The sequence below is a fragment of the Pseudonocardia sp. genome (genome assembly GCF_035305885.1).
Lineage (GTDB): Bacteria > Actinomycetota > Actinomycetes > Mycobacteriales > Pseudonocardiaceae > Pseudonocardia.
The window spans coordinates 26,928-52,666 of sequence record NZ_DATGOP010000049.1 but is presented as its reverse complement, the minus strand read 5'-3'; the positions used below and the strand labels follow the sequence as shown (position 1 = coordinate 52,666).

The 25,739-nt window shown below is 76.6% G+C and carries 29 protein-coding genes and 1 riboswitch; of the genes, 13 read left to right on the top strand and 16 right to left on the bottom strand.

Annotation, left to right across the window (positions count from 1 at the left end):
• Positions 1 to 508: TCP-1/cpn60 chaperonin family protein (locus tag VKZ81_RS09340; RefSeq protein WP_324241060.1), on the top strand; the 508-nt coding region annotated here is incomplete at its 5' end.
• A 79-nt stretch (positions 509 to 587) separates the two neighbouring features.
• Here VKZ81_RS09340 and VKZ81_RS09335 read toward each other — a convergent pair.
• Complete coding sequence (locus VKZ81_RS09335) at positions 588 to 1,547, bottom strand: helix-turn-helix transcriptional regulator (RefSeq protein ID WP_324241059.1); 960 nt, start codon at positions 1,545 to 1,547, stop codon at positions 588 to 590.
• Positions 1,548 to 1,609: 62 nt separating this feature from the next.
• Between VKZ81_RS09335 and VKZ81_RS09330 the strand changes: the two genes are divergently transcribed.
• The 5 genes from VKZ81_RS09330 (at position 1,610) to VKZ81_RS09310 (ending at position 6,371) form a co-directional block, all read left to right on the top strand.
• Positions 1,610 to 2,200: a TIGR03086 family metal-binding protein gene (locus VKZ81_RS09330; protein ID WP_324241058.1), complete on the top strand. Its 591-nt coding sequence runs from the start codon at positions 1,610 to 1,612 to the stop codon at positions 2,198 to 2,200.
• A gap of 113 nt (positions 2,201 to 2,313) precedes the next feature.
• Positions 2,314 to 3,420 (top strand): Gfo/Idh/MocA family protein, encoded by a 1,107-nt coding sequence (locus VKZ81_RS09325; protein ID WP_324241057.1) that lies wholly within the window; start codon positions 2,314 to 2,316, stop codon positions 3,418 to 3,420.
• A complete protein-coding gene (locus tag VKZ81_RS09320) occupies positions 3,417 to 4,319 on the top strand; it encodes a DUF6807 domain-containing protein (protein WP_324241056.1) in 903 nt (300 codons plus the stop codon). Before VKZ81_RS09325 ends, VKZ81_RS09320 begins: the two co-directional genes overlap by 4 nt.
• The gene (locus tag VKZ81_RS09315) at positions 4,316 to 5,047 is read left to right on the top strand and encodes a cupin domain-containing protein (RefSeq protein ID WP_324241055.1); all 732 of its coding nucleotides are present in this window, start codon (positions 4,316 to 4,318) and stop codon (positions 5,045 to 5,047) included. The genes VKZ81_RS09320 and VKZ81_RS09315 overlap by 4 nt, the downstream gene beginning before the upstream one ends.
• Before the next feature lie 265 nt (positions 5,048 to 5,312).
• Entirely contained in the window at positions 5,313 to 6,371 is a 1,059-nt protein-coding gene (locus VKZ81_RS09310; protein ID WP_324241054.1) for a LacI family DNA-binding transcriptional regulator, read from the top strand.
• Here VKZ81_RS09310 and VKZ81_RS09305 read toward each other — a convergent pair.
• Positions 6,353 to 7,129, bottom strand: a complete 777-nt coding sequence (locus VKZ81_RS09305; protein WP_324241053.1) for a helix-turn-helix transcriptional regulator — start codon at positions 7,127 to 7,129, stop codon at positions 6,353 to 6,355. The genes VKZ81_RS09310 and VKZ81_RS09305 overlap by 19 nt on opposite strands.
• 49 nt (positions 7,130 to 7,178) lie before the next feature.
• On the opposite strand from VKZ81_RS09305, the gene VKZ81_RS09300 reads away from it, so the two are divergent.
• The gene (locus tag VKZ81_RS09300; RefSeq protein ID WP_324241052.1) at positions 7,179 to 7,586 is read left to right on the top strand and encodes a DUF2000 domain-containing protein; all 408 of its coding nucleotides are present in this window, start codon (positions 7,179 to 7,181) and stop codon (positions 7,584 to 7,586) included.
• A 138-nt stretch (positions 7,587 to 7,724) separates the two neighbouring features.
• Here the strand turns inward: VKZ81_RS09300 and VKZ81_RS09295 are convergent, their stop codons facing one another.
• Complete coding sequence (locus tag VKZ81_RS09295) at positions 7,725 to 8,036, bottom strand: PspC domain-containing protein (RefSeq protein ID WP_414709351.1); 312 nt, start codon at positions 8,034 to 8,036, stop codon at positions 7,725 to 7,727.
• 139 nt (positions 8,037 to 8,175) lie between these two features.
• Here VKZ81_RS09295 and VKZ81_RS09290 point away from each other — a divergent pair, with 139 nt between their 5' ends.
• Positions 8,176 to 10,407 (top strand): AAA family ATPase, encoded by a 2,232-nt coding sequence (locus tag VKZ81_RS09290; RefSeq protein WP_324241051.1) that lies wholly within the window; start codon positions 8,176 to 8,178, stop codon positions 10,405 to 10,407.
• Between the two features lie 9 nt (positions 10,408 to 10,416).
• Here VKZ81_RS09290 and VKZ81_RS35100 read toward each other — a convergent pair whose 3' ends face one another.
• Positions 10,417 to 11,385 (bottom strand): LytR C-terminal domain-containing protein, encoded by a 969-nt coding sequence (locus tag VKZ81_RS35100; RefSeq protein ID WP_414709350.1) that lies wholly within the window; start codon positions 11,383 to 11,385, stop codon positions 10,417 to 10,419.
• 110 nt (positions 11,386 to 11,495) lie between these two features.
• The gene (gene napA, locus VKZ81_RS09280; protein ID WP_324241050.1) at positions 11,496 to 11,801 is read right to left on the bottom strand and encodes a nucleoid-associated protein NapA; all 306 of its coding nucleotides are present in this window, start codon (positions 11,799 to 11,801) and stop codon (positions 11,496 to 11,498) included.
• 140 nt (positions 11,802 to 11,941) lie between these two features.
• On the opposite strand from napA, the gene VKZ81_RS09275 reads away from it, so the two are divergent.
• A complete protein-coding gene (locus VKZ81_RS09275) occupies positions 11,942 to 12,514 on the top strand; it encodes a peptide deformylase (RefSeq protein ID WP_324241049.1) in 573 nt (190 codons plus the stop codon).
• Between the two features lie 482 nt (positions 12,515 to 12,996).
• Here the strand turns inward: VKZ81_RS09275 and sigJ are convergent, their stop codons facing one another.
• From sigJ to thiO, 5 genes are all read right to left on the bottom strand, one after another.
• A complete protein-coding gene (sigJ, locus tag VKZ81_RS09270) occupies positions 12,997 to 14,028 on the bottom strand; it encodes an RNA polymerase sigma factor SigJ (RefSeq protein WP_324241048.1) in 1,032 nt (343 codons plus the stop codon).
• Positions 14,029 to 14,113: 85 nt separating this feature from the next.
• Positions 14,114 to 15,010 (bottom strand): GerMN domain-containing protein, encoded by an 897-nt coding sequence (locus tag VKZ81_RS09265; RefSeq protein ID WP_324241047.1) that lies wholly within the window; start codon positions 15,008 to 15,010, stop codon positions 14,114 to 14,116.
• A 76-nt stretch (positions 15,011 to 15,086) separates the two neighbouring features.
• Complete coding sequence (locus VKZ81_RS09260) at positions 15,087 to 15,881, bottom strand: thiazole synthase (protein ID WP_324241046.1); 795 nt, start codon at positions 15,879 to 15,881, stop codon at positions 15,087 to 15,089.
• Between the two features lie 2 nt (positions 15,882 to 15,883).
• Entirely contained in the window at positions 15,884 to 16,084 is a 201-nt protein-coding gene (gene thiS, locus VKZ81_RS09255; protein WP_324241045.1) for a sulfur carrier protein ThiS, read from the bottom strand.
• Between the two features lie 3 nt (positions 16,085 to 16,087).
• Positions 16,088 to 17,260: a glycine oxidase ThiO gene (thiO, locus tag VKZ81_RS09250; protein WP_324241061.1), complete on the bottom strand. Its 1,173-nt coding sequence runs from the start codon at positions 17,258 to 17,260 to the stop codon at positions 16,088 to 16,090.
• Positions 17,250 to 17,359: riboswitch (TPP riboswitch) on the bottom strand. It overlaps the preceding gene by 11 nt.
• Before the next feature lie 195 nt (positions 17,360 to 17,554).
• Here thiO and thiE point away from each other — a divergent pair.
• Positions 17,555 to 18,223, top strand: a complete 669-nt coding sequence (gene thiE, locus VKZ81_RS09245; protein WP_324241044.1) for a thiamine phosphate synthase — start codon at positions 17,555 to 17,557, stop codon at positions 18,221 to 18,223.
• A gap of 5 nt (positions 18,224 to 18,228) precedes the next feature.
• On the opposite strand, the gene VKZ81_RS09240 is transcribed toward thiE, so the two are convergent.
• Positions 18,229 to 18,426: a hypothetical protein gene (locus VKZ81_RS09240; protein WP_324241043.1), complete on the bottom strand. Its 198-nt coding sequence runs from the start codon at positions 18,424 to 18,426 to the stop codon at positions 18,229 to 18,231.
• 153 nt (positions 18,427 to 18,579) lie between these two features.
• On the opposite strand from VKZ81_RS09240, the gene VKZ81_RS09235 reads away from it, so the two are divergent.
• Complete coding sequence (locus VKZ81_RS09235; protein WP_324241042.1) at positions 18,580 to 19,887, top strand: hypothetical protein; 1,308 nt, start codon at positions 18,580 to 18,582, stop codon at positions 19,885 to 19,887.
• Here VKZ81_RS09235 and VKZ81_RS09230 read toward each other — a convergent pair.
• Positions 19,859 to 20,314 (bottom strand): hypothetical protein, encoded by a 456-nt coding sequence (locus VKZ81_RS09230; RefSeq protein ID WP_324241041.1) that lies wholly within the window; start codon positions 20,312 to 20,314, stop codon positions 19,859 to 19,861. The genes VKZ81_RS09235 and VKZ81_RS09230 overlap by 29 nt on opposite strands.
• Positions 20,314 to 21,534 (bottom strand): molybdopterin-dependent oxidoreductase, encoded by a 1,221-nt coding sequence (locus tag VKZ81_RS09225; protein ID WP_324241040.1) that lies wholly within the window; start codon positions 21,532 to 21,534, stop codon positions 20,314 to 20,316. The genes VKZ81_RS09230 and VKZ81_RS09225 overlap by 1 nt, the downstream gene beginning before the upstream one ends.
• Before the next feature lie 102 nt (positions 21,535 to 21,636).
• Between VKZ81_RS09225 and VKZ81_RS09220 the strand changes: the two genes are divergently transcribed.
• Entirely contained in the window at positions 21,637 to 22,341 is a 705-nt protein-coding gene (locus VKZ81_RS09220) for a response regulator transcription factor (protein ID WP_324241039.1), read from the top strand.
• Entirely contained in the window at positions 22,338 to 23,366 is a 1,029-nt protein-coding gene (locus VKZ81_RS09215; RefSeq protein WP_324241038.1) for a sensor histidine kinase, read from the top strand. Before VKZ81_RS09220 ends, VKZ81_RS09215 begins: the two co-directional genes overlap by 4 nt.
• 421 nt (positions 23,367 to 23,787) lie before the next feature.
• Here VKZ81_RS09215 and VKZ81_RS09210 read toward each other — a convergent pair whose 3' ends face one another.
• From VKZ81_RS09210 to VKZ81_RS09200, 3 genes are read right to left on the bottom strand one after another with little or no spacing between them, the layout of a single operon-like run.
• On the bottom strand, positions 23,788 to 24,402 hold the full coding sequence (locus VKZ81_RS09210; RefSeq protein WP_324241037.1) for a class I SAM-dependent methyltransferase: 615 nt from the start codon (positions 24,400 to 24,402) through the stop codon (positions 23,788 to 23,790).
• Positions 24,399 to 25,082, bottom strand: a complete 684-nt coding sequence (locus VKZ81_RS09205) for a TIGR04282 family arsenosugar biosynthesis glycosyltransferase (RefSeq protein WP_324241036.1) — start codon at positions 25,080 to 25,082, stop codon at positions 24,399 to 24,401. The genes VKZ81_RS09210 and VKZ81_RS09205 overlap by 4 nt, the downstream gene beginning before the upstream one ends.
• The gene (locus tag VKZ81_RS09200) at positions 25,079 to 25,732 is read right to left on the bottom strand and encodes a glycosyltransferase family 2 protein (RefSeq protein WP_414709349.1); all 654 of its coding nucleotides are present in this window, start codon (positions 25,730 to 25,732) and stop codon (positions 25,079 to 25,081) included. The genes VKZ81_RS09205 and VKZ81_RS09200 overlap by 4 nt, the downstream gene beginning before the upstream one ends.
• Positions 25,733 to 25,739 lie beyond the last annotated feature (7 nt).

Sequence of the window (25,739 nt, the reverse complement as noted above, 5' to 3'; positions counted from 1 at the left end):
CGCGGTGATCAAGGCGGGCGCGGCCACCGAGGTCGAGCTCAAGGAGCGCAAGCACCGCATCGAGGACGCGGTCCGCAACGCCAAGGCCGCCGTCGAGGAGGGCATCGTCGCCGGTGGTGGCGTGGCCCTGCTGCAGGCCGGGGCCGGGCTGTTCGAGGGCCTCGGGCTCGAGGGCGACGAGGCCACCGGTGCCAACATCGTCAAGGTGGCGCTGGAGGCCCCGCTCAAGCAGATCGCGGTCAACGCCGGCCTCGAGGGCGGCGTCGTGGTGGAGAAGGTCCGCGGCCTGAACGCCGGCGAGGGCCTCGACGCCGCGACCGGGGAGTACAAGGACCTGATCAAGGCCGGCATCATCGACCCGGCCAAGGTCACCCGCTCCGCGCTGCAGAACGCCGCCTCGATCGCGGCGCTGTTCCTGACCACCGAGGCGGTCATCGCCGACAAGCCGGAGAAGGAGAAGGCTCCGGCCGGCGACCCGTCCGGCGGCATGGGCGGCATGGACTTCTGAGTCCGACCACCTGGCAGTCGCACGTCCTGCAGGGGCGGCACCCGCACCGGGTGCCGCCCCTGCGGCGTTCCCGGGCCGGTCAGCCGTACCGTGCGGCGGTGGCCGCGGCGCGCTCGGCCGTGGCGGCCCTCAGTTCGGGCGGGCCCAGCACCTCGGCGTCGGGTCCCAACGCCCAGACCATGGCGAGCGCGTGGTCGAGCCCGCCGAAGTCGAGCTCGATCCGCAGCCACCCCGGCCCGTCCGGGCGCTCGGCGCGCACCTGGAGGGCGCGGTCGACCAACCTCGCGCGCACGGCCTCGCGCACCCGCACGTCGGCGACGAGGCCCGGGAACCCCGCGGAGAAGCGGGCGCGCCGCTCCTCCCACACCCGCTCCAGGTCGACACCGGTGGGACGCTCGGCGGGCTCGGGCAGCTCCTGCACCTCGCGCATGCGGGAGACGCGGTAGGTGCGGTCGGCGCCGTCGCGGGTGGCCAGCAGGTACCACTTGCCCTGCGCGCTGACGAGGCCGATCGGGTCGACCGTGCGCCACCGCGGCTCGGCGTCGCCGGCCGCGTACCGGATGCGCACCTTGTGCCCGGCGAAGACGGCCCGCCGCAGGTCGTCCAGCACCGCGCAGTCCTCGCCGCCCGCGGTGCGGCGCGGGATCATGCCGTCGGGCCGCACCAGGATCCGGCCGGCCGCCTCGGTGGTGGCGTCGCGCTGGGGCTCGGGCAGCGCCGCCACGACCTTGCGCATCGCGGACGCGAGGGCGGGCGCCATCCCCGGGGCCGACGCCGTGGTGCGCGAGCCGGCGACGACGAGGGCGAGCGCCTCCTCCGAGGTGAGGCCCGTGAGGTCGGTGCGGTAGCCGGGCAGGAGCGCGAAACCCCCGTGCCGCCCGCGCTCGGCGTAGACCGGGACGCCCGCAGCGGAGAGCGCTTCGATGTCGCGCAGCACGGTTCGCGGGGAGACCTCCAGCTCGCCGGCGAGCTCCTTCGCGGACATCCGCCCGCGGTGCTGCAGCAGCAGCACGAGCGACAGGAGGCGGTCGGCGCGCACGGTCGGAGGATGCCAGAAATACATGACAGTTGGTGTCGTGTATCGGCGGCAGGCTTGTCCGCATGACGACGACAACGCAGACCACCGACCCCCGCCCGCTCTACGACGGCGCCCTGGCCTGGGCGCTCGGGCTGGTGCGCGGGGTCCGCACCGACCAGCTCACCCTGCCCACCCCGTGCTCGGAGTTCGACGTCCGGGCGCTGCTCGCCCACCTCGTCGCCACCCCGCAGCGCGCGGCGGCGGTCGGGCGGGGTGAGGACCCGTTCTCGGTGCCGTCGAGCGCGCCGCAGCCGCCCGGCGACGACTGGGCAGGCGCCTACGCGGAGGCGGTCGACGTCGTGCGGGCCGTGTGGCGCGACCCGGAGCTGCTCGACCGCCCGGTCCGCGCGCCGTTCGGGCAGGTGCCGGGCCGCGCCGCGCTGATGGCGTACACGTCCGAGACGCTCGTGCACGGCTGGGACCTCGCCGTGGCGACGGGCCGGCCCGCCGAGGCCGATCCCGCGATCGTCGAACCGGTGCTGGCGGCCATGCAGCGGTTCCTGCCCGCGGAGCCGCGCGGTGGGCGCGTGCCGTTCGAGGCGCCGGTGCCACCGCGCGACGGCGCGGGGCCGACCGAGCGGCTCGCCAACTGGTGCGGTCGCGCCACGCCGTGATCGTGGCCACGGCCGTCCGACGGCGCGGCCCTTGACGGGGTTCGGGCGCCCGATGGAGGGTGGGAAACCGATTACCCGATCAGCGGAAAGCGCATGCTGAGCCGAGGAGGCCCATGTCGGACCGCACCGAGCGGTACCGCGTCGCGATCGTGGGCGCGGGGAGCATCGCCGGGCACCGGCACGTGCCCGCCCTCCGCGCCCACGGCGACCGCACCGAGCTGGTGGCGGTCGTCGACGTCGACGGCGACCGCGCCGCGGCGTTCGCGGCCGAGCACGGGGTCGCACACCACCACACCGACGTCGGCGCGATGCTCGCCGAGCACCGGCCGGACCTGGTGGTCGTCTGCACGCCGCCGGCGGCGCACCGCGCCGGGGTGGCGGCCTGCCTCGAGGCGGGCGCGTGGGTGTGGTGCGAGAAACCGCCGGTGCTGTCGCTCGCCGAGTACGACGAGCTCACCGCGCTGGAGCGCGACGGCGGGCCCTATGTCGGCTACGTGTTCCAGCACCGCTTCGGGTCGGCGGCGCAGGCACTGCGGCGGCAGATCGCCGACGGCGCGCTCGGGCGCCCGCTCGTCGGCGTCTGCCACACGCTCTGGTACCGCGACCACGCCTACTTCGAGGTGCCGTGGCGCGGGAAGTGGGACACCGAGGGCGGCGGGCCGACGATGGGCCACGGCATCCACCAGATGGACCTCATGCTGTCGCTGCTGGGCGACTGGGAGGAGGTCCGCGCCATGATGGGCACGCTGGACCGCGCGGTGGAGACCGAGGACGTCTCGCTCGCCGCCGTGCGGTTCGCCTCCGGCGCACTCGTCTCGGTCGTCAACAGCGTGCTGTCGCCGCGCGAGGAGAGCTACCTGCGCCTCGACTTCACCGACGCCACCGTGGAGGTCTCCCACCTCTACGGCTACGGCAACTCCGACTGGCGCTGGACGCCCCGCGCCGGCGTGGCCGACCCGGGCTGGCGGCCCACCGACGACGTGCGCAGTTCCCACACCGCCCAGCTCGCGCACCACCTGCGCGCCATGGACCGGCGCGAGCGGCCCCCGGCGAGCGGCGCCGACGGGCGGCGCAGCATGGAGCTGATCACCGGCCTGTACCAGTCGGCGATCACCGGCCGCCCGGTGCTGCGCTCCGAGCTGGTGCCCGGCAACCCGTTCTACGACCGGCTCGACGGCGGCGGCCGGTACGCACCCGAGACCGCGGAGGTGGCTCGATGAGCGCGCTGACCGTCACCCACGAGCACGGCCTGCGGATCGGCGTGGCGGTCGGGGCCGTCGAGATCGCCGCGTACGTCTACGGGGAGGACATCCCCGCCTTCGAGTCGCCGAAGCCGTACCTGCACCCGATGCGCACGCTGTCGGGGGCGCTCGTGTCGGCCTACCGGCCGCACGACCACCGCTGGCACAAGGGCCTGCAGATGACGTGGTCGCACGTGTCGGGCCAGAACTTCTGGGGCGGGCGGACCTACGTGTCAGGGCAGGGCTACGTGCCCAGGGACAACGTCGGCGCGATGCGGCACGACGCGTTCGACGTCATCGACCTGACCGGCGACGAGCTGACGCTCGCCGAACGGCTCACGTGGGTGACCGCCGCGGGCGAGGAGTGGGTGTCCGAGCACCGCAGGCTGCGCTTCCACGACGTCGACCCCGCCCGCGGCACCTGGACGCTCGACTTCGCCACCCGGCTGACCAACATCCGCGGCGAGGACCTGCACCTGGGCAGCCCCACCACCGCCGGCCGGTTCAACGCGGGCTACACCGGCTTGTTCTGGCGCGGCCCGCGCGGGTTCACCGGCGGCGAGATCATCACCTCCGACGGGGGCGGCCCGGAGGCGATGGGCACGTCCGCCTCACCGTGGCTGGCCTACACCGGCGAGAACGACGAGGTCGACGGCGGCGCCACCGTGCTGGTGTTCGCGGGCTCCACCAGCCGGGGCAAGATCACCTGGTTCGTGCGCAACGACCCGTTCCCGGCGATCAACCCCTCGCCCGCGTTCCACGAGGAGATCACGCTGGCCGATGGCGAGGAGCTGGAGCTCGCGCACCGGGTCGTCGTCGCCGACCGGATCTGGGCGCGGGAGGAGATCGAGCGCTTCGCCGCGGAGCGCGCGCCGTGACCCCCCAGCTGCCGGGCGCCGTGGGCCTCACGGCGCTGCGCGTCTACGAGTGGGAGGCGCCCAACGGGCTTGCCGGCGGCTCGCCGCACGTGCACCTGTGCTGCACCGAGGGCTACGTCGTGGTCGGCGGGGTCGGGCGCGTGCAGACCATCACGGCCGCGGGCTTCGCCGAGACGCCGCTGCGGCCCGGCGACGTCGTGTGGTTCACCCCCGGCACGATCCACCGCGCGGTGAACGGCGGCGACCTGCGGCTGCTCGCGATCATGCAGAACAGCGGGCTGCCCGAGGCCGGGGACGCGGTCCTGACGCTGCCCCCGGAGCACCTCGCCGACCCGGACGCCTACGCGCGGGCCGTCCGCATCACCGGCCCGGGCGGGCCGTCGCCGCAGCGGGCGCTGGCGCGCCGGGACCTCGCGCTCGCCGGGTTCGCGCGGCTGCGCGAACGCGCGGAGGCGGGCGACGGCGCCGCCCTGGAGGAGTTCTACGCCGCCGCGGCCGCGCTCGTGCGGCCCCGGCTCGCCGGCTGGCGCGAGCGCTGGGAGCGGGGCGCGGCCGCGGCGAGCCGGCGCACCGGTGAGCAGATCGACGCGCTGGCCGCGGGCGACCACGGCCACCTCCGGCAGGCCGCGGTGGCGCGCATGGAGCAGCCCCCGCAGACCACGCTCGGCATGTGCGGCTACCTGTCCCCGTACGACCCGGCCCACCTGCGCCGACCTCACCAATCGTGAGTGCGCTTCACCCCGCCGGCGCCTGTTGACGTGCACCCGGGGGGTGTGAAGTCGCCCCGAGGGGCCGGGCCGCGCGGGCCTTCGGCACTTCGGACGACAGCCGCGGTGATCGTGCCGGCGCACGCGCCGCGCCCATGCGGGGGAATGCGCATTCCTGCAGGGCACGGGCGGGGTAGGCTCGTCCGACGCGAACCGGTCGGCGGCGCGCGGACCCGAGCGTGGCGTCCGGTGCCTCCACCCGCGTGGCCACGGAGGGAGGCCTGAGATGAGCGAGCGCGGCGAACGGACCCCCGGCGCGTCGGTCACCCTGCTCGACGTCGCCAAGGCGGCGGGGGTCTCCCTGGCCACCGCGTCGAGGGCGCTGAACGGCAGCACCCGGCGGGTGCGCCCCGACCTGCAGGAACGCGTGCTCGCCGCGGCCGAGGCCCTGCACTACTCCGCCAACGCGCAGGCGCAGGCGATGGCGAGGGGCCGCACGAACATCGTGGGGCTGGTGCTCTCCGACGTCGCCGACCCCTACTTCTCCTCGATCGCGGCGGGCGCGATCCGGGCCGCCGAGGAGGAGCACCTCGTGGTCACGATGGCGTGCACGTTCGGGCGCGAGGAGCGCGAGCTCGACTACCTGGCCGCGCTGCGCGGGCAGCGCGCCCGCGCCGTGATCATCGTCGGGAGCAGGGTGCAGAACCGCGAGCTGCTCGACCGGCTGGCGGCCGAGGTGCGCGCCTTCGAGCAGGCCGGTGGGCGGATCGCGTTCGTGAGCCAGCGCAAGATCCCGGCCGACACGGTCGTGGTGGAGAACCGGGGCGGCGCGCGGGCGCTCGCCGAGGCGCTGTGCGGGCTCGGCCACCGGCGGTTCGCCGTGCTGGCGGGCCGGGCCGACCTGCTGACCGCCCGCGACCGCACCGCGGGGTTCCGCGAGGGCGTCACCCGCGCCGGTGGGCGGATCGACCCCGGCGACGTCGTGTACGGCGGGTTCACCCGCGACGGCGGCTACGAGGCGATGAACGAGCTGCTCGACCGCGGCACGGAGGCCACCTGCGTCTTCGCGGTCAACGACGTGATGGCCGTCGGCGCGATGGCCGCCCTGCGCCACCGCGGGGTCGCGCTGCCGTCGGAGATGGCCGTCGCCGGGTTCGACGACATCGCCACGCTCCGCGACGTCACGCCCGCCCTCACCACGGTGCGCCTGCCGCTCGAGGAGCTCGGCACGGCCGCGGTGGAGATGGTGCTGGCGGAACCGGCCGACCAGCCACGGGTGCGGCGGGTGCGCGGCGAGGTCGTGCTGCGGGAGAGCACCCCACCGCTTCAGGCGCCGCGCGCGTAGCGTCCCGGGGTGGTGCCCACGAGCTTCGTGAAGTGCCGGTGCAGGTGCGCCTGGTCGTGGAACCCGACGTGCGCGGCGACCTGCGCCGGCGGCTCGCCGTCGAGCAGCCTGCGCCGGGCTGCTTCCACGCGCCTGCCGATGAGGTAGCGGTGCGGCGGGAGGCCGAAGGCCTTGGTGAAGGAGCGCACCAGGTGGGCGGGGTGGGCGTGCAGCCGCTCGGCCGCCTCGCGCAGGGCGATCCCGGGCACCACGTGCGCGTCGAGCAGGTCGCGCAGGTCGGCGGCGAGCCGGTCGGGCGGCGGGGGCGGCGCGGGGGCCCGCAGGTGGCGGCGGATGCGGTCGCCGATCAGGGCGAGCCTGCTCTCGGCCTCCAGTGCGGCCCCGGGTGACTCCAGGACCCGGTGCAGCTGGTGCACGCGCGTGCGCAGCAGCGGGTCGACGAGCGCGGGCGCGTCGACGGCCGCCCCGATGAGCGCGGTGTCGAGCACCTCGGTGTCGAGGTAGAGGACCCGCTTGCGGAACCCGTGCGGCGTCGCGGAGCGCCCGGTGTGGGAGACGTGCGGCGGCAGCAGGGTGACGCCGGGGCGCAGGGCGCCGTGCTCGTGCCGGTCGAGGTCGTAGCGGATCGCGCCCTCGTCGACGACGAGCAGCGTCCAGGTGTCGTGGGTGTGCTCCGGGTACGCGTGGTCGGTGAACCACGCGTGGAAGACCTCGACGATGCCGGGCACCCGCGGTGCCCACGCCCGCACGGCAGGCACGTCAAGAACGTACAAGACCGGCACCGCCCGTGGCGGGCACGCTCGACCCGTGCGTTTCGACACCAAGATCGCCGTGTTGCTGCGCGACGACCTGGAGGTCTGGCAGCGCCTGAACGTCACCGCGTTCCTCGCGAGCGGGATCGCGGCGAACCCCGAACTGCTCGGCGAGCCGTACACCGACGCGGACGGCACGCTGTACACGCCGATGTTCCGCCAGCCGGTGCTCGTGTTCGCGGGTGACTCCGACGTGATGGCCGCGGCCCACCAGCGCGCCGTGCGCCGGGGGCTGCCGACCGCCGTCTACACCGAGGAGATGTTCACGACCACCCACGACGAGGCGAACCGCGCGGTCGTCCAAGCGGTCGCCCGCGACGACCTCAAGCTGGTCGGGCTGGCCGTGCACGGGCCGCGCAACGCGGTCGACAAGGTGGTCAAGGGCGCGAAGCTGCACCCCTGACCGGCGAGTCGCGCCCTCAGCGCCCGCGAGTCGCGGGCTGGGTGCGGGCGAGTCGCGCCCTGGACCCCGGCGAGTCGTGAGCTCGTGCGGGTGAGTCGGGGTCCGGGCGCGGGTCGGAGGCCGGGCGCCCGTCGACGGTCACGGCTCGTCGGTCTCCGGGGCCAGCGCCCAGACCGCGGCGTAGAGCACGATCCCCATGCCGAAGCCGAGCACGGTGACGGTCACCAGGCCGATGCGGATGATCGCGGCGTCCACGCCGAGGCTCTCGGCGAGCCCGCCGCAGACCCCGGCGATCATGCGGTCGTTGCGGCTGCGGCGCAGCCGGAACTTCGGCTTGGCGGGTTCGGGGGCCGGCCCGGCCTGCGGCGGCACGTCGTACGTCGGGGCCGCGCCGATGACCGGGTCGCCGTCGACGGTGATGCGGGTGGTCGATTCGGTGCTCGAGTCCATGCCTCGAGCCTGCCGCCCGCACGCGGCCGTGACCTCGGGGTCGGCCCCCGTTCCGACCCGGATCCGGCCCCTTAAGGAGCGCCGCCGCCGGGTCAGGGGAGCTGCCGGCGGGCTCCCGCGCCCCGATAGCGTCTGCGGCGTGGCTGCCTCCATCACCCTGGTCGCCCGGCTCGCCGCGTCGGCGGCAGACGCCCGGCGCGGCGTCGTCCGGCTGCACCCCGAGGTCATCGACGCGCTGGGGCTGCGCTCGTGGGACGCGGTGACCTTGACCGGGGCCCGCGTGACCACCGCGATCGTCGCGCCCGGGACCGGGCCGGCCGGCCAGGCGACGCTGGACGACGTCACCCTGTCCAACGCGGGCCTCACCGACGGCTCGCCCGTCGTGGTGGCCCCGGCGACCGTGCAACCGGCGCGGCGCGTCACGCTCACCGGGTCGCGGCTCGCCCGGGCGGCGCTCACCCCGGAGACGATCCGGCTGGCGCTCGTGGGCAAGGTCGTGACCGCGGGCGACGCGGTGTCGCTGCTCCCCCAGGACGTCGTGCCCGCGCCCGGCTCGAACGCCTCCGCGGCCCGGCAGCGCGTCTCCGGCGCGCTGGGCAGCGCGTGGACCACGGAGCTGCTCACCGTCGCCTCCGTCGACCCCGCGGGCGCGGTGGCGGTGAAGCCGAGCACGGTGGTGGGCTGGGAGGGCGGCCCGGACACCGGCGCGACGCTCACCGGGGCCCCCGCGCCGGCGACGAGCAGCGCCACCGCGCCCGCGCCCCCGCCCGCAGCGACCTCCGGTGAGCCGACCGAGCCCGCCCCGCCGCCGATCGAGGAGCTGGTCGGCAACACCGGGGCCGCGCGCAAGCTCGTGGAGTGGCTGGAGCTCACGTTCGACCGGCCCGACCTGCTCACCCGCCTCGGCGGGTCGCCCCGCCTCGGCGTCCTCCTCATCGGCCCGGAGGGGGTCGGCAAGCTGACGCTCGCACGCAGCGCGGCCGCCGCCGTCGGCGCGAACACGGTCGAGCTGTCCGGGCCCGGGATCGCGGCGCTGGAGGCGGGGACCGCGTCGCAGCGGCTGCACGAGATCATCGGCAAGGCGCGCACGGGCGGCCGGACCGTCCTCGTCGTCACCGACGTCGAGGCGCTGCTGCCCGCCAGTTCGCCGCCGCCGCTCGCCACCGTCGCGCTCGACGCGCTGCGGGCCGCCGTGGCCACGCCGGGGCTCGCGCTGGTCGCGACGACCTCGGCCCCGGAGTCGGTCGACCCGCGGCTGCGCGCCCCCGACCTCGTCGACCGCGAGCTGGGGCTCGCCCTGCCCGACCTGCGCACCCGCGTCGAGCTGCTGCGCCGCCTGCTGGACGGCGTCCCGCTCGCCGACGACGTCGACCTCAAGGCCGTGGCCGAGCGGGCGCCCGGTTTCGTGGCCGCCGACCTCGCGGCCGTGCGCCGGGAGGCGGCCGTGCAGGCCGCGCTGCGCCACCCGGGGGAGGGCGAGCCGCGGATCTGCCAGGAGGACCTGCTCGACGCGGTCGGCTCGGTCCGGCCGATCTCGATGTCCTCGTCGGACACGCTGCAGACCGGCGGCATCACGCTCGACCAGGTCGGCGACATGGCCGAGGTGAAGCAGGCGCTGACCGAGTCGGTGCTGTGGCCGCTGCAGTACCCCGACTCGTTCGCCCGGCTCGGGGTCGCGGCGCCGCGCGGGGTGCTCGTCTACGGCCCGCCCGGCTGCGGCAAGACGTTCCTGCTGCGCGCGCTCGCCGGCACCGGCCAGCTGAACGTGTTCGCGGTGAAGGGCGCCGAGCTGCTCGACAAGTACGTCGGCGAGTCCGAGCGCGCGGTGCGCGAGCTGTTCCGCAAGGCCGCCGACGCCGCGCCGGCGCTCGTCTTCCTCGACGAGGTGGACGCGCTCGCGCCCCGGCGCGGCCAGTCGTCGGACTCCGGGGTCGCCGACCGGGTCGTCGCCGCCCTGCTCACCGAGCTCGACGGGGCCGAGCCGCGCCGGGACGTGGTCGTCGTCGGCGCCACCAACCGGCCGGAGCTGATCGACCCGGCCCTGCTGCGCCCGGGACGGTTGGAGCGGCTCGTGTACGTTCCGCCGCCGGACGCGGCCGCGCGGGCCGAGATCCTGCGGGCGGCGAGCCGCCACACCCCGCTCGCGCCGGACGTCGACCTCGACGCGCTCGGCGCCGAGCTCGAGGGCTACTCGGCCGCCGACTGTGCCGCGGTGCTGCGCGAGGCGGCGCTCACCGCGATGCGGGAGTCCCTCGACGCGGCCGAGGTGACGAGCGCGCACATCGCCGCCGCCCGGGCCGCGGTGCCGCCGTCGCTCGACCCGGTGCAGCTCGCCGAGCTGCAGGCCTACGCCGAGCGCCGGCTGACCTGAGCCTTCGGATCAGCGGCCGTAGTCGGCCGTGACGATCACGATGATGCCCGGCGAGGCGTTGCGGATGCCCTCGAAGCGGGGGTTGGCCCGCATCCCGAACCGCTCGGCCAGCGCCTTCGCCGAGGCCTCCTCGTTGGTGCCGGGGCGGTAGTACACCGTGGAGGTCGGGATGATGCCGTGCGGGTAGTTGCCGACCTCGTCGATCGGCCACCCCGCGCGGCGGAAGTCCTCGGCGGCCCGGCTGGCCAGGCCTGCGATCGTGCTGTTGTTGTAGACGCGCAGCGGCAGGCGCGCGACGCTCACACCACCGCCGCCGCCACCACCGCGGGCCCCGGCGTCGCTGCCGGTGTTGGCTCCGCTGCCGCCACCACCACCGCCACTCGGCGCGGGCGCCGCCTGAGGCGCGCCGCCGCCACCCGGGGCGGGGGCGGGCGCCTGCCGCGGGGCGGCCTGGGCCTCCCCGGGACCCGGAGCGGGGGCCGGGGCCCCACCGGGGGCCGGGGCGGGAGCCGGGGCCGGAGCACCTGGAGCCGGAGCCGGCTCACCCGCGGGTGCGCCGGGCGCGGGGGCCGGGGCGCCGGGAGCCGGGGCGGCCTGCGGCGCGGGCGCACCGGGGGCCCCTTCGGCGGGGGCGCCCGGAGCGGGCGCCGCCTCGCCGGGCGGGACGGCCCCGGGCACCGGCTCACCGGGAACGGGCTCGCCCGGCACCGGTTCGGCGAACGTCGGCAGCGCGGCCGCGTCGGTGGGCAGCGGCTCGGTGGGCAGCTGCTCGGTGGGCGGCGGCTCGGCCGGCGGGGCGGCCGCGGGCTCCGAGGTCACGTTCGAGGCGTCGGCCGACGGGGACACCGTCGCGGTCGGGTCGCCGTTGGTCGCCATGCTCGCCAGGCCGATGATCGCGGCGACGACGGCGACGCCGATCAGCCCGAGTCCACCGAGCCGCAACGGCGAGGGACCGCCACCCGCACCTGGCGTGGTCACGAGCGGACCTCGACTGCGGTCGCGGGCTCGATCACGCTGGCCTCCGTGTGCTGGGGGGTTCCGGTCGGTGACGAGTCGCCGCGGCGACCCGGTCGGCGATCATGCTGCCGTCACCACGGCTCGATTCCCAGGCGGCGCGCCGCGCGGGTGCGCTGCCGGCTGGCGCGCAGCCTCCGGAGCCGCTTGACGAGCAGCGGGTCGGCGGCCATCGCCTCTGGCTTGTCGATGAGGGCGTTGAGCACCTGGTAGTAGCGCGTGGCCGACATGTCGAACAGCTCGCGGATCGCCTGTTCCTTGGCGCCCGCGTACTTCCACCACTGAGCCTCGAACGCGAGGATCTCGCGCTCCCTGCGGTCCAGCGCGCCCGCCGCGCCGCCGGCGGGAGCGCGCCCGCTGGATTCGGTGGCCGACTCCATCACGCTCCTCGTGGGGCTCGCTCCGGGCGAAATGACATACCTGTCATTCGCGTCGGCCATTGAACCACGGGGACCCGACGGGAACGGGGGAGGCACGCGCTGCCCGATCGGGAGACCGGGGGACCACGTAGGGTCACGCCGTGGCCGTCCGTCCCATCCGCATCATCGGCGATCCGGTCCTGCACCGGCCGACCCGTCCCGTCGAGACGTTCGACGACGAGCTGAAGCGCCTGGTCGAGGACATGTTCGACACGATGGCCGCCGCAGAGGGCGTCGGGCTCGCGGCGAACCAGATCGGGGTCGACCTGCGCCTGTTCGTCTACGACTGCCCCGACGAGGTGACGCGCACCCGCGTGCGGGGTGTCGTGGTCAACCCGGTGCTCGAGACGTCCGAGCGCCCCGAGACCATGCCCGACCCCGAGGAGGACGAGGAGGGGTGCCTCTCGGTACCCGCCGAGCACTTCCCGACCGGCCGGGCCGAGTGGGCGCGGGTCACCGGGGTGGACGCAGACGGCAAGCCGGTGGAGGTGGAGGGGCGCGGTTTCCTCGCGCGCTGCCTGCAGCACGAGACCGACCACCTCGACGGCCTGCTCTACATCGACCGCCTCGTGGGCCGCCACAAGCGGGCCGCGAAGAAGATGCTCAAGCGCAACGGGTGGGGCGTCCCCGGGTTGTCCTGGGATCCCGCCGCCCAGGCCGCCGAGGACGTCTGACGAACTACCCTCCGCCCCCATGCGGTTCTACGCCGAGCACCCGGGCCGGGCCGGCCTGCAGCTCCTGGCCGACCTGCTGGCCGTCGGGTGGATCTGGCTGACCGTGGTGGTCGCGCGCGCGGTCCACGACTTCGTGCTGTCCCTGCAGGGTCCCGCCCGCACCCTCGCCGGGGCGGGCGAGTCGATCCGCGGGGCGTTCGACGACGCGGCGCGCACCGCGGCCAACGTGCCGTTCATCGGCGACGAGCTCGAGCGGGCGCTGGGCACCGGGGCCGGGGCGGGCGACTCGCTGGTGGCCGCCGGGCAGGAGCAGATGGAGGCGATCGCCCGGATCGCGTTCGGCACGACCGTCGCGACGGTGCTGCTCGGCCTCATCCCGGTGCTGCTGGCCTGGCTGCCGCTGCGGGTGCGCTACGCGCGGCTGGCCCACTCCGCGGTCGCGGCGCGCGCCGTCGACTCCGACCTGCTCGCCCTGCGCGCCCTCACCCGCAGGCCGGTGCGCAGCCTGCTGCGGGTCGCGCCCGACCCGGCGATGTCGTGGCGGCGCGACGAGCGCCCCGTGGTGCACGCGCTCGCGGCGCTGGAGCTGCGCAGCCTCGGGCTGCGCGCCCCGAGCACGCCGCCGGACTGAGGGGTCGCCCCGCTAGCCGCCCGTCCCAGGCGCGGAGCTTCTCCGGGTTGCGGACGGCCCAGATGCGGGCGATCCGGCCGTCGGCCACCGCGAACGCCCACACCGCGACCGGGACGCCGCCCAGCCGGCCGAGCAGGCCGGGCTGGCCGTTGACGGTGGTCTCCACGAGCTCCAGCTCCGGCGCCCGGCTCGCCCACTCGACGCAGGCGTGCGCGATGCGCTCGCCGCCCTCGAGCGGGTCCGGCAACGCGCTGGCGCGGCCGCCGCCGTCGGCGACCGCGACGGCGCCCGGGTCGAGGATCGTGATCAGCGCGTGGAGGTCCTTGGCCTCCCAGGCCCGCTTGAAGGCCCGGACGAGGCCCGCCGTCGCCGCGGCGGGCGCCGGCGGCGGCTGGGCGGCACCGATCCGGCGGCGGGCCGACACGGCGAGCTGGCGGCACGCGGCGGGGGTGCGCCCCACGATCTCGGCCACCTCGGAGAACGGGTAGCCGAACACGTCGTGGAGGATGAACGCCACGCGTTCCGCCGGGGTCATCGACTCCAGCACGACCAGGAACGCCATGCTGATCGACTCGTCGAGGGTGATCCGGTCGGCCGGGTCGGCGCCGGTGGGGCCGGGCACCGGCTCGGGGAGCCATTCGCCCACGTAACGCTCGCGGCGGGCCCGCGCCGAACGCAGCACGTCGAGACAGATGCGGCCGGTGACCGTCGTCAGCCACCCGGCGGGCGAGGCGATCTCCCGCTGCTGTTCGGGCGGCATGGCGTACCAGCGGGCGTACGCCTCCTGGACCGCGTCCTCCGCCTCGGCCACGGAGCCGAGGAGGCGGTAGGCGAGGTCGGTCAGCCTGCGGCGCTCGCCCATCAGCGCGCCTGGTTCGATCATGCCGGCTCCCTCGGTCGCACCTGCCTCACCGGTACGACGAGGCGGGCGCCGCGGTTGTGAGGTTGCCGCACCACGCCCCGTGGCGTCAGCCCGCCACCGTGATCGTCTTGTCATCGGACAGGACCGGGCGGCCCTCGCCGTCGGACGGGTCGTCCTCGGTGATGCGCACCGCGTACTCGCCGGGCTCGAGCGTCACGGTGAAGGCGAACGGGGCGAACCGCTGGCCCTCCGCCGTGCCGGCGACGCCGCGCTGGACGACCTCGGCGCCGCGCAGCACCTCCCACAGCACCGTGGCCTCGAACACCGCCGCCTCGCCGCGCACCTCGACCTGTCGACCGACCCGGGCACCGTCGGCGGGCGAGTCGATCTGCACGAGGGAGCGCAGCGCGTAGGGGTCGCCGCGGCGGACCGGAGCGGAGACGTCGACGCCCCACAGGTCGCGGACCGGCGCGCCGTCGACGAGGATCCGGAGGGGGTCGGTCGCTTGCAGCGCGCCCTGCACCGTGAAGACGAGCTGTTGCACCGTGAGCTCGGCGAGCCGCTCGCCCATCCGGGCCGCTCCGGCGCCGGTGAGGTCGACGACGATCGCGCCGCCCTCCCGGCGGACCGGTTCCCGCAGCGCGGTGCCGGGCGGCCAGTACGTGCGGTAGTCGGGGTCGACGCCGGTGGGGCCGGCGAGCATCTCGCGGACCGCAGCGCTCGCCGGGTCGTCGGTGACGACGGAGTGGAATTCGCGCTGGAGCCGGGGGCCCGCCGGGGTCTCGGCCACGTAGTAGACGGGCACGGCGACCCGCGCCCCGGTCGGCGGCCGGGTCGGTGGCACGGACGGTGGCACGGACGGCTGGGGCGCCGGCTGCGTGGTCGGCACCTCCGTCGGGGATCCGGTCGCGGGCGCCCCGGCGGGGGGTGGGACCGGCTTCGGGCCGCCGCAGGCGACGACCACCAGCGCGAGAACGACGAGTGCCCGCCCCTGCCGGGCCATCCGGACCACCTCCGGCGCCAGGTTGCCGCCTGCCGGGCGCGGCGGCCGTCCGGCACGCCGCACCCGGCCGGGTGCCTCAGGAGTCGATGGCCGGTGAGGAGGCCTGCGCCCAGTAGCGGCGGGGGATGCGACCGGCGAGCCGGGCGGCGTGGCCCGCCTCGACGGCGAGCTTCATCGCGTGGGCCATCCGTTCCGGATCGCCGGCACGGGTGACGGCGGTGGCGAGCAGCACCGCATCGCAGCCCAGCTCCATCGCCTGCGCCGCCTCGGAGGCGGTGCCGATGCCCGCGTCCAGCACGACCGGCACGCCCGCCTGCTCGACGATCATCTCGATGTTGTGCGGGTTGCGGATGCCCAGCCCGGTGCCGATCGGCGAGCCGAGCGGCATGACGGCCGCGCACCCGACGCCTTCGAGCTTGCGGGCGAGCACCGGGTCGTCGTTGGTGTAGGGCAGCACGGTGAAGCCGTCGTCGACCAGCTGTTCCGCGGCGTCGAGCAGCTCGATCGGGTCGGGCAGCAGCGTGCGCTCGTCGGCGACCACCTCGAGCTTGACGAGGTCGGTCTCCAGCGCCTCGCGGGCGAGCCGGGCGGTGAGCACCGCCTCGGCCGCGGTGCGGCAGCCCGCGGTGTTGGGCAGGACCTCGATGCCCAGGCGGCGGAGCAGGTCGAGCACGCCGGTGCCGGTGGTGGCGTCGATCCGGCGCATGGCCACGGTGGTGAGCGCGGTGCCGGACGCGATCAGCGCCCGCTCGAGTACCTCGAGGTTGGAGGCGCCGCCGGTGCCCATGATGAGCCGGGAGGCGATCTTGCGGTCGCCGATCACCAGCGGCTCCGGGGCGAGGGTCGCGCCTGGGCGCAGGTCTTCGGTCATCGTCATCCTCCTTGCACCGCCGTGAGCACCTCCACGCGCGCGCCCGGGGCGAGCGCCGTGGCGGCCCAGTCGGCCCGGGGCACGACCTCGCCGTCGACGGCGACCGCGATGCCGGTCTCCGGGGCACCGAGCGCGTCCAGCGCGTCGCGCACGCACGCGCCGTCGGCGAGCTCGCGCTCCTCACCGTTGATCCACACCTGCACGTGCTACCTCCTGGCCAACCGGGTGGGGTGGAAGCCTGCTGAGCCGGCGGGCCCGGCCAGGGCGGCCCGGGACGGGTCCGCGGCCCGCACGGGTTCGGGGACGGCCTCGCCGCGCAGGAGCGCCAGCACGGCGTCGGCGGTGACGGGGGCGAGCAGCATCCCGTTGCGGTGGTGGCCGGTGGCCACGAGCAGGCCGTCGGGGCCGCGGGCGCCGATCAGGGGCAGGTTGTCCGGGCTGCCCGGGCGCAGCCCCGCTGCGCTTTCGACCAGCGCGTACTCGGCGATGCCCGGGAGGATCCGCTCGGCGTCGCGCAGCAGGTCGCGCACGCCGCCGATGGTGACCTCGGTGTCGAAGCCCAGCTCGGTCTGGGTGGCACCGACGACCAGCCCGCCCCCGTCGCGGGGGACGAGGTAGACCGGCCTGCCGTCGACGAGGGCGCGCACCGTCCGCTTCGGCGGCGGGAACGCGCCGGGCCGGTGGGCGATGCGCAGGATCTCGCCCTTGACCGGGCGGACCAGGCCTTCCAGCGCCGGGTGCAGGGCGGCCGAGTGCGCGCCCGCGGCGACCAGGACGGTGCCGGCCTCGAGGTCGCCGTCGTCGGTGCGGACGCCGGTGACCCGGGTGCCGTCGTCGAGGACGGCGCGGACCGCGCGCTGGATGATCTCGACGCCCGCCCGTTCGGCCGCGGCCCGCAGGGCGGCGAGCAGCTGCCGGTTGTCCACGGCGAGGTCGCCGGGCACCAGCAGGCCGCCGCGCACGTCGGGGCCGAGCGCGGGCTCGAGGCGGCGCATCTCGCGGCCGGAGAGCCGTTCGACCTCGCGGCCGAGGCGGGCCAGGAAGTCGGCGAGCGCCTCCAGCTCGGCGCGGTCGCCGGTGCCGGTGGCGGCGACGAGCGTGCCGTCGGTGCGGAGCCCGGCCGGCTGCCCCGCGGCGGCCCCCAGCTCCTCGGCGAAGGAGGGCCAGCGCCGGACCGCGTGCTCGCCGAGCTCCAGCAGCGCCTCCTCGCCCGGCCACGCCTCGGTGACCGGGGCGAGCATGCCGCCGGCCACCCACGACGCCCCGGAGGCGGGCGCCGGGTCGAGCACCGTGACCCGCAGGCCGGCCTCGGCCGCGCGCCACGCGCAGGACAGGCCGATCACGCCCGCCCCGACCACCGTCAACGAGTTCGACATCATCTCCGCTCCCTGCGCCGGCATGACCCGGATCAGGTTCGACGGTCGGGATCTGGTCCGATCCCCTCTCAGCCCGCCGTACGGGCTCCCGTGCGTCACCTGCAATTCACCCTACGCCCTCCCGGGGGCGGACACACCGGCCGCAGCAGCGTGCGCGCTGGTCACGACACCCCGCAAGCACGCCGCGGTTGCGCCCCCGCCGATCCGGCAGGGCAAGCCCGCCCCGCCGGGGCGGAGCGGAGGCCGAACAACCCGCCGGAGCGGAGCGGAGGCCGAACAACGCAGTAGCGTCGGGGTGTGCCTGGTTTCGACGGCGCTACCGCGCGCAAGCGACTCGACGACGCCCGCCTCTACCTCTGCACCGACGCCCGCCGCCGCACCGGCGACCTCGCGGAGTTCGCCGACGCCGCCCTGGCCGGCGGGGTCGACATCATCCAGCTGCGCGACAAGGGCCCGGACGGCCCGCTGGAGGCCCGCCACGAGCTGGCGGCGCTGGAGGTGCTCGCCGAGGCGTGCGCGCGCCACGGCGCGCTGCTGGCGGTGAACGACCGCGCGGACGTGGCGCTCGCGGCGGGCGCGGACGTGCTGCACCTCGGCCAGGACGACCTGCCCGTTCGGTGGGCCCGGCGGGTGGTGGGCGAGGAGGTCGTGATCGGGCGGTCGTCACACAGCCCGGAGGAGACGGCGGCGGCCGCGGAGGAGCCCGGGGTGGACTACTTCTGCGTGGGCCCGTGCTGGCCGACGCCGACGAAGCCGGGCCGGCCCGCCCCCGGCCTGGACCTGGTGCGCAGGGTCGCGGGGCGGAAGCCGTCGCGGCCGTGGTTCGCGATCGGGGGCATCGACCACGCCCGGCTCGACGAGGTGCTCGCCGCGGGCGCGGACCGGATCGTGGTGGTGCGCGCGATCACCGAGGCGGAGGACCCGCGGGCGGCCGCGGCGGCGCTGGCGGCGAAGCTGCGCCGCTGACGCCGCTATCGGGAGCGCAGCGCCCTTCGGGCCGCCCACCGGGCCCGGTACCAGCGGACCCACCAGACCAGGCCCGCGCTGTCGCCGCGCACGCGGCGCCGGGCGGCGGGGTGGGCCGTCGGGTCGACCGGGTCGGCGACGTGCGCCGACCGGTGCCGGGCGCGTCGCCCCAGCGCTGCCTCCACCACCGCACTCGCCTTCACCCGACCAGGTTGCCGGCGTCGGGCGCCCGTGTCGTCGCTGCGAGCGGGCATCCCCGATACCGGCTGGCCGGGATGCCCGCATGCCCGCGGCCGGGCGGGCGGCGTTCGCAAGCCGTAAGGATCTTGCGGCCCCGGCGCGGATAGCGTCCAGGCGTGCCGGCCACCGTGAGCAGGAGAACGCGCGTCGCCGGCGACCTCGCGGCGGTGTCCGGGGCGGCGCTGGGCGTGGTGGCCGCCGCGCTGGTCGGGCGCGCGCTGCTCGCCGACGGGGTGAACATCTTCCTGCCGTTCCCGCCGCTGCTCGCGGAGTGGTTGCCGCACGTCGGGCCGGGGACGCCGGCGGCGGTGGCGGTCGCGGTGCTGGTGGTGGCGCGCGGGCCGGAGCTCTCCGCCCGGCTGGCCTGGGGGCCGCTGCTCGCCGCCGGGTACGCCGCCGCGGTCACGTGGACGGTCGCGCTGGCGCTGGTGGACGGCTGGCGGCGCGGGGTGGTCGAGCGGCTCAGCAGCAGCCAGGAGTACCTGCACGACGTGCCGCGGGTGACGGACGTCGCCGCGATGCTGCGCACGTTCGCCGACCACATCCTCACCGACCGGCCGGGCTTCTGGACCACCCATGTCGGCGCGCACCCGCCGGGGGCGCTGCTCACGTTCGTGTGGCTGGACCGGCTCGGGCTCGGCGGGGGCGGGCCGGCCGGGGTGGTCGTGATGCTGGTCGGGGCGTCCGCGCCGATCGCGGTGGCGGTCGCGGTGCGGGCGCTCGGGGCCGAGGACGTGGCCCGCCGCGCGCTGCCCTTCGGCGTGCTCCTGCCGGGCGCGGTCTGGGTGGGGGTGTCGGCGGACGGGATGTTCGCGGCCGTGCTCGCGTGGGGGGTCGCGCTGCTCGCGGTCGCCTGCGCCCGGCCGCGGGCCGACGTCGTCGCCGTCCTGGCCGGGGTGCTGCTCGGCTGGTGCCTGTACCTGTCCTACGGCCTGGTGCTGGGCGCCCTGCCCGCGCTCGCGGTCCTCGTGGCGACGCGCGGGGTGCGGGCGGGCGCGCTCGCAGCCGTCGGGGCGCTCGCCGTGGTCGCCGCGTTCACCGCGAGCGGGTTCTGGTGGTTCACCGGGTTCGAGCGGGTCCAGGTGATCTACGCGGCGAGCATCGCGGCGACCCGGCCGTACGCCTACTTCGTGTGGGCGAACCTGGCCGCGGTGCTGTTCGCGCTGGGCCCGGCGGTCGTGGCCGGGCTGCGGCGGGCCCGCGGGCTCCCCGCCCGGGCCGCCCTCCTCACCGCGGCGGGCGTCGCGGCGATCCTGCTCGCCGACCTGTCCGGGATGAGCAAGGGCGAGGTCGAGCGGATCTGGCTGCCGTTCGCGGTCTGGCTCGTGATCCCGTGTGCGTTGCTGCCGCGGCCCCGGTACTGGCTGGCGGCGCAGGCCGTCCTGGCGCTGGCCGTCAACCACCTGCTGCTGACCGTGTGGTGACCGCCCACCGCACCAGGTAGACGAGCGCGGACACCGCGGCCATCGCGGCCACCAACCCCAGCCACCGGCCCAGGTAGGGCTGCTGGTCGAGCCCGGTGGCGGCCAGGTGGGTCGCCTCCCCCTGCCGCACGATCCCGGGCAGGAAGACGCAGAACGTGAGCCCGGCGCCGAGCAGCGGCACCCGCACGTGGTTGACGAGCGGCACCGGCGCCCGCGGCAGCCGGGTGAGCGCCCGGTCGACCAGGGCGCAGAGCGGGAACAGCACGAGGTCGTGCACCACGGCGGCGCCGACGAACCAGGCGAGCACCCGCGGCAGGGCCGGGTCGCCGAGCAGGAACGACGCGGCGTACGCGGCGAGGGCGAGGCAGGCCGTGCACCCGACCAGGTGGGCGGGGCGGGCGCCGTAGCGGTCGGTGAAGCGGCGCATCAGGCCTCCCGGAACTCGATCGAGCGCACCCACTTCGTGCAGCGGACGCCGGGCAGCGCCGGCACGACGATCCGCGCGGGGAAGCCGTGGTCGAGGCTCAGTTCGGCGCCGTTGACCCGCAGCGCGAGCAGCGCGTCCGGGTCGAGCACCTGCCCGGACGTCAGCGTGCTGCGGGCGAACGGGCCGTCCTCGAGCGAGGCGACGAACGCCGAGGCGGGCCGCGGCACGCCGGCGAGCGCGGCGAGGTCGCGCAGCCGCACGCCGGTCCACGTCTGCACCGTCGACCAGCCCTCGACGCACGCGATCGGCAGCCGCGCGGTGTGCTGGGGCAGGGCGGCGAGCTCGGCCATGGTGAACGTGCGCGGGGTCGCGCCCGAGAGCGCGAGCCGCCATTCGGCGGTCGGGGCGACGCCCGCGGCGGCCGCGGTGCGGTTGACCGGGAACGCGTTCGGGCCGCCGTCCCCCGTGGTCCGCCCGCGCGGCAGCAGCAGGGCGCTCGCGCGGGCCGGGCCGTCGAGCACCTGCCCGACCGACAGGGCCACGAGCAGGGCGGACCCTCCGCCGACGAGGGCGAGCGCGCCGCGGCGGCTCATCGTGGGCGGCGCCGGGTCGGGCGCCACGAGGCCGGTCTCGTCGACCGGTTCGGGCACCGTCGCCGCGAGCGGCGTGGCGAGCTCGCTGCGCAGCGAGCGGGACCGCAGCGCGCGCAGCATCGTGCCCAACTTCAGCGCCACGTGCGCGGCGAAGGCGGCGGCGAAGACCCACGCGCCGAGGTAGTGGCCGGTGTAGAAGCTGAACCCGAACACGTAGTCGTACTGGATGTTGAGCAGCCCGGTGGCGATCTCGAACAGGGTGCTGCCGACGAGCAGGAGCAGCGTCGCCCGCTCCAGCGCGTGCGCGGGCGAGCGCACGGGCGGCCAGGCGAACAGCTTCGGGATCACCGACCACAGCTTGGCCAGCACCACCGGCACCAGCGCGATCCCGAGCCCGACGTGCACGCCCTGCGTCAGCCGGAACAGCCACGACGGGCTGGATGGCCAGTCGAAGGGCGGCAGCTGCAGCAGGCCGACCTCGCCGGGCAGCCCCTGCCCCGGCCCGTAGGCGACGCGGTCGAGCAGGCCGGTGACGAGGAGGATCGGCATCCCGACGAGCAGCGCGGCGGCGAACACCGAGGTCAGCCACGGTCCGCGCAGGGGACTTCGGAAGCGAACGCTGGGCACGGGCCGACGCTAGGTCGGCTCGGCCGCCGCGGGGCCCGGATCGCCGGATCGGTGAGCGTCTCGTAAGGGTCGCCCGCCCGTGCGCCTGCATAGGCTCGTCCCATGACGGCGCGCGTGCTGGTGGTGGACGACGATGCGACGGTGCGCGACGTGGTGGGGCGCTACCTCGACGAGGCGGGCTACCAGGTCGACCTGGCCGCGGACGGCCCCACCGGGCTGCGCGCCGCCCGCGAGCGCAACCCGGACGCGGTGGTGCTCGACCTGATGCTGCCCGGCATGACCGGCCTGGACATCTGCCGGGCGCTGCGCGCGGAGGACGAGCGCCTGCCGATCGTCATGCTCACCGCCCTCGGCGAGGAGGACGACCGGGTGCTCGGCCTCGAGCTCGGCGCCGACGACTACGTCACGAAGCCGTTCAGCGCCCGCGAGCTGGTGCTGCGGATCGGGTCCGTGCTGCGCCGCTCCCGGCCGCCGGAGCCGGCGGCCGAGGTGCTGGTGGACGGGGGCCTGCGGGTGGACCCGGTCGCCCGCCGCGCCCACCTGGACGGGCGCGAGCTGGCGTTGACGACCCGGGAGTTCGACCTGCTCGCCTACCTGATGGCCCACCCCGGCCGGGCGTACACGCGCGCGGAGCTCTTGGCCGAGGTGTGGGGCTGGGAGTTCGGCGACCAGTCCACCGTCACCGTGCACGTGCGGCGGCTGCGGGAGAAGATCGAGGCCGACCCGACGCGCCCCCGGCGGATCGCGACGATCTGGGGCACCGGTTACCGCTACGACCCGACCGACGCGGATCCCGCCGACGGATGAACGTCCTCGTCGAGCTGGCCAGGGCCGCGCCGATCGCCCTGCTGTCCGCGCTGCCCGCCGCCCTGGTGGGCGGGCTCGTGGTGCACCGGATGCGGCGCCGGTCGATGACCGCCACGATGACCGCGCTCGTGCTGGTGCCGCTGTTGGCCGCCCTGATCGGGGTGGTGGCGACCAGCGGGTTCATGTACACGCCGCAGCTGGTGGGGACGGTGGCGGTGGTCGCCGTGGTGGCGGCGGTGACCGTCCCCGCGGGGATGCTCCTCGGGCGCAGCGTCGCCCGCGAGACGCTCTGGCTGCGGGAGGCCCGCGAGGCCGAGCGGCAGGCCGAGGCCGCCCGGCGGGAGCTGGTGGCGGGCATCGGCCACGACCTGCGCTCGCCGCTGGCCGGCATCCGCGGCATGACCGAGGCGCTGCTCGACGGGGTCGTTCGCCGGCCGGCCGAGGTGGAGGAGTACCTGCAGCGGATCCGCCGGGAGACGGTGCGGATGGCCGCGATGGTCGAGGATCTGTTCCAGCTGTCGCGGGCCACGTCGGCGGCGCTGCGCCTGCCGGCGGAACGGCTCGCGCTCGGCGAGATCGCCTCGGACGCGGTGGCCGCGGAGGCCGCGGCGGCGTCGGCGGCGGGCGTCACCGTGACGGCGGACCACCCGGCCTGCTGGCCGACCGTGCTGGGCAGCGACACCGACCTCGTGCGCGTGCTGCGCAACCTGCTGACCAACGCGATCCGGCACACGCCCGCAGGGGCGACCGTGCGGATCTCGGCGGGCACCCGGGGTTCGGAGGCCTGGCTCGCCGTGCAGGACGCGTGCGGCGGCATCCCGGAGGCCGACCTCGCCCGCGTCTTCGACCCCGGCTACCGCGGCACCGCCGCCCGCACGCCGGGCGAGGACTCCGGGGCCGGGCTGGGGCTCGCCATCGCGAAGGCGCTGGTGGAGGCGCAGCAGGGTGTGATCTCGGTGCGCAACGAGGGCCCCGGCTGCCGGTTCGAGATCACCCTCCCTGCCGCCGAGGTCCCGGCCCGGTAGTGCTGCGTGTGCGCGGGTCGCGGGCCCGGCGTCGGCGAGCCGCGGGCTCGATGCGCGCGAGTCGCGGGCTCGGCGTCGGCGAGTCGCGGTCTGGGTGCGCGCGAGTCGCGGTCTGCATGTCGGCGAGTCGCAGTCTGCGTGTCGGCGAGTCGCGTTCTCGATGCGGGCGAGTCGCGGGCTCGGTGCCGGCGAGTCGCACGGTGAGTGCGGGTGAGTCGCGGGGTGGGTGCGGGTGAGTCGCGTCGGGCGCACCGTCTCGCGCGGTGGCCGTCAGCGACCCCACCCCGAGGGGGTCGTCGTGACCCACCAGCGGATGGGCGGCGAGCAGGCGGATCCGCCGCGGGTGCGGATGCGGCGAGACCCACGACGAGCCCGCCGACCCGGCCGAGCACGCCGTTGCGGTGCACGACGCGGGCAGCCCTCACGCCCCGGCCGCGCGCAGTTCGGAGAAGCACCGCGGCCCCGCGTGAGCAGCCGTCACGACGAGCCCCGCCTCCGCAGCGACCTCCCGCAACGCGGCCGCACCCACCACCGCCCACGGCAGCGGCGGCCCCACGCCGTCCGGCGTGTGCACCCGCGCCGTGCCCGCCCACCGGGCCGCGGGGTCGGGGTCGGTCTCGACCAGCACGGTGCCGCCGGGCCGCAGCAGGCGCGCGGCCCGGCGCAGCAGCCGCAGCGGGTCGCCGCCGATGCCGATGTTGCCGTCGGCGAGCAGGACGTGCCGCCAGCCGCCGGGGAGCTCGCCGAACAGGTCCCGGTGCAGCACGGGGGCGCCCCGGGCGCGGCAGGAGGCGACGGCGGCGGGCGAGGTGTCCACGCCCAGTGCGGGGATCCCGCGGCGCCGCAACGCGGCCACCAGCCGCCCCGGCCCGCAGCCGAGGTCCAGCGCGGGCCCGGTGCAGCGGTCGAGCAGCCAGGCGTCATCCCCCGCGGCGTCGGCGTGCCACCGCCCCACCGCGAGCACGACCTCCGCGCCGTCGCTGCGCAGCATCCGGGCCGGGGTGCCGCGCAGCGCGGCGTCGAACGCGGCGGTCACGGCGCCGCCGCGAACGTCGGGACGCGGGCGAGCGCGGCGGCGAACCGGCCGCCCGGCGCCGCCGCGGCCACCTGGAGGGCGTCGGCGGCGGTGTCGACGTCGGTCAGCTCCGCGAGCAGGCCGACCCGCAGCCCGCCGTCCCGCAGGGCGCGCAGGGTGCGCTCCCCCGTGTCGGCGCGCGAGGTCGGCACCGGGGCGACGAGCCGGGCCGCGCGCGGGTCGCGCAACCCCAGGGCCCACCAGCCGCCGTCCGCGGCGAGCCCGAGCACGGCGTCCGTGCGGGGCGCACGGAGCCGGTCGAGGCACGCCGCGAGCAGCGCCGCGTCGGCCTGCGGGGTGTCCATGCCCAGCTGCAGCGTCGGGCGCCCGGGCAGCACCGCCGCGGTGTCGGCGTGTGCGGCGGCGATCCGCTCGCCGAGGGCGTCGCCGCGCTGCGGCAGCACCCGGGCACCGCGCAGCGCGGCCGTGAGCTCCCCGCCGCGCGCCGCCCCGGCGAGCCGGCCGGTGAACGCGACGACGAGGTCGGCGCCGGGCACCCCCGCGGCCGCGTCGATGGTGTCGAGCAGCGCGGCGGCTGCCAGGTCGGCGGCCTGCTCCGGCGTGGCGGGCGGGCACAGCCGGGTCTTCACCCGGCCCGGCTCCGGCGCCTTGGCCAGGACGATCACCGCGGCCCGGCTCACCGCAACCCCTGCGCCGCGAGCAGCCGGCTCATGTCCCTGGCCGCGCGTACCGTGCCACGGACCGAGCCGGACACCTTCGACCGGCCGCCCGCGCGCGGCCGGTAGGCGACGTCGACCTCGTGCAGCCGCCACCCCGCCGCGCCGGCGCGCAGCAGCAGCTCGAGGGGGTAGCCGAAGCCGCGGTCCGCGACGCCGAGCGCGAGCAGGTCCCGCCTGCGGCCCACCCGGATCGGCGCGATGTCGTGCACCGGGACGCCGCGGGCCCGCAGCAGGGCCGCGATCACCGCGTTGCCCGCGCGCGCGTGCCACGGCCACGCCCCCGGCGCGGGCACCCGCCTGCCGACGGCGAGGTCGGCGCGGCCGGACTCCACGGCCTCGGCCATCGGCGCGAGCGCCGCCGGGTCGAGCGAGCCGTCCCCGTCGAGGACGGCGACGACCTCGTCGCGCGCCGCCAGCAGCCCGGCGTGCACGGCGGCCCCGTAGCCGCGGCGGGGCTCGTGCACGACCCGCGCGCCGTGCGCCGCAGCGACGGCGGCGGTGTCGTCGGTCGAACCGTTGTCGACGACGAGCACCGGCCGGCCCGCCGGCAGCTCGGCCAGCACCGCGGGCAGGGCGGCCGCCTCGTCGAGGCAGGGAAGCACGATCTCCACGCCAGCG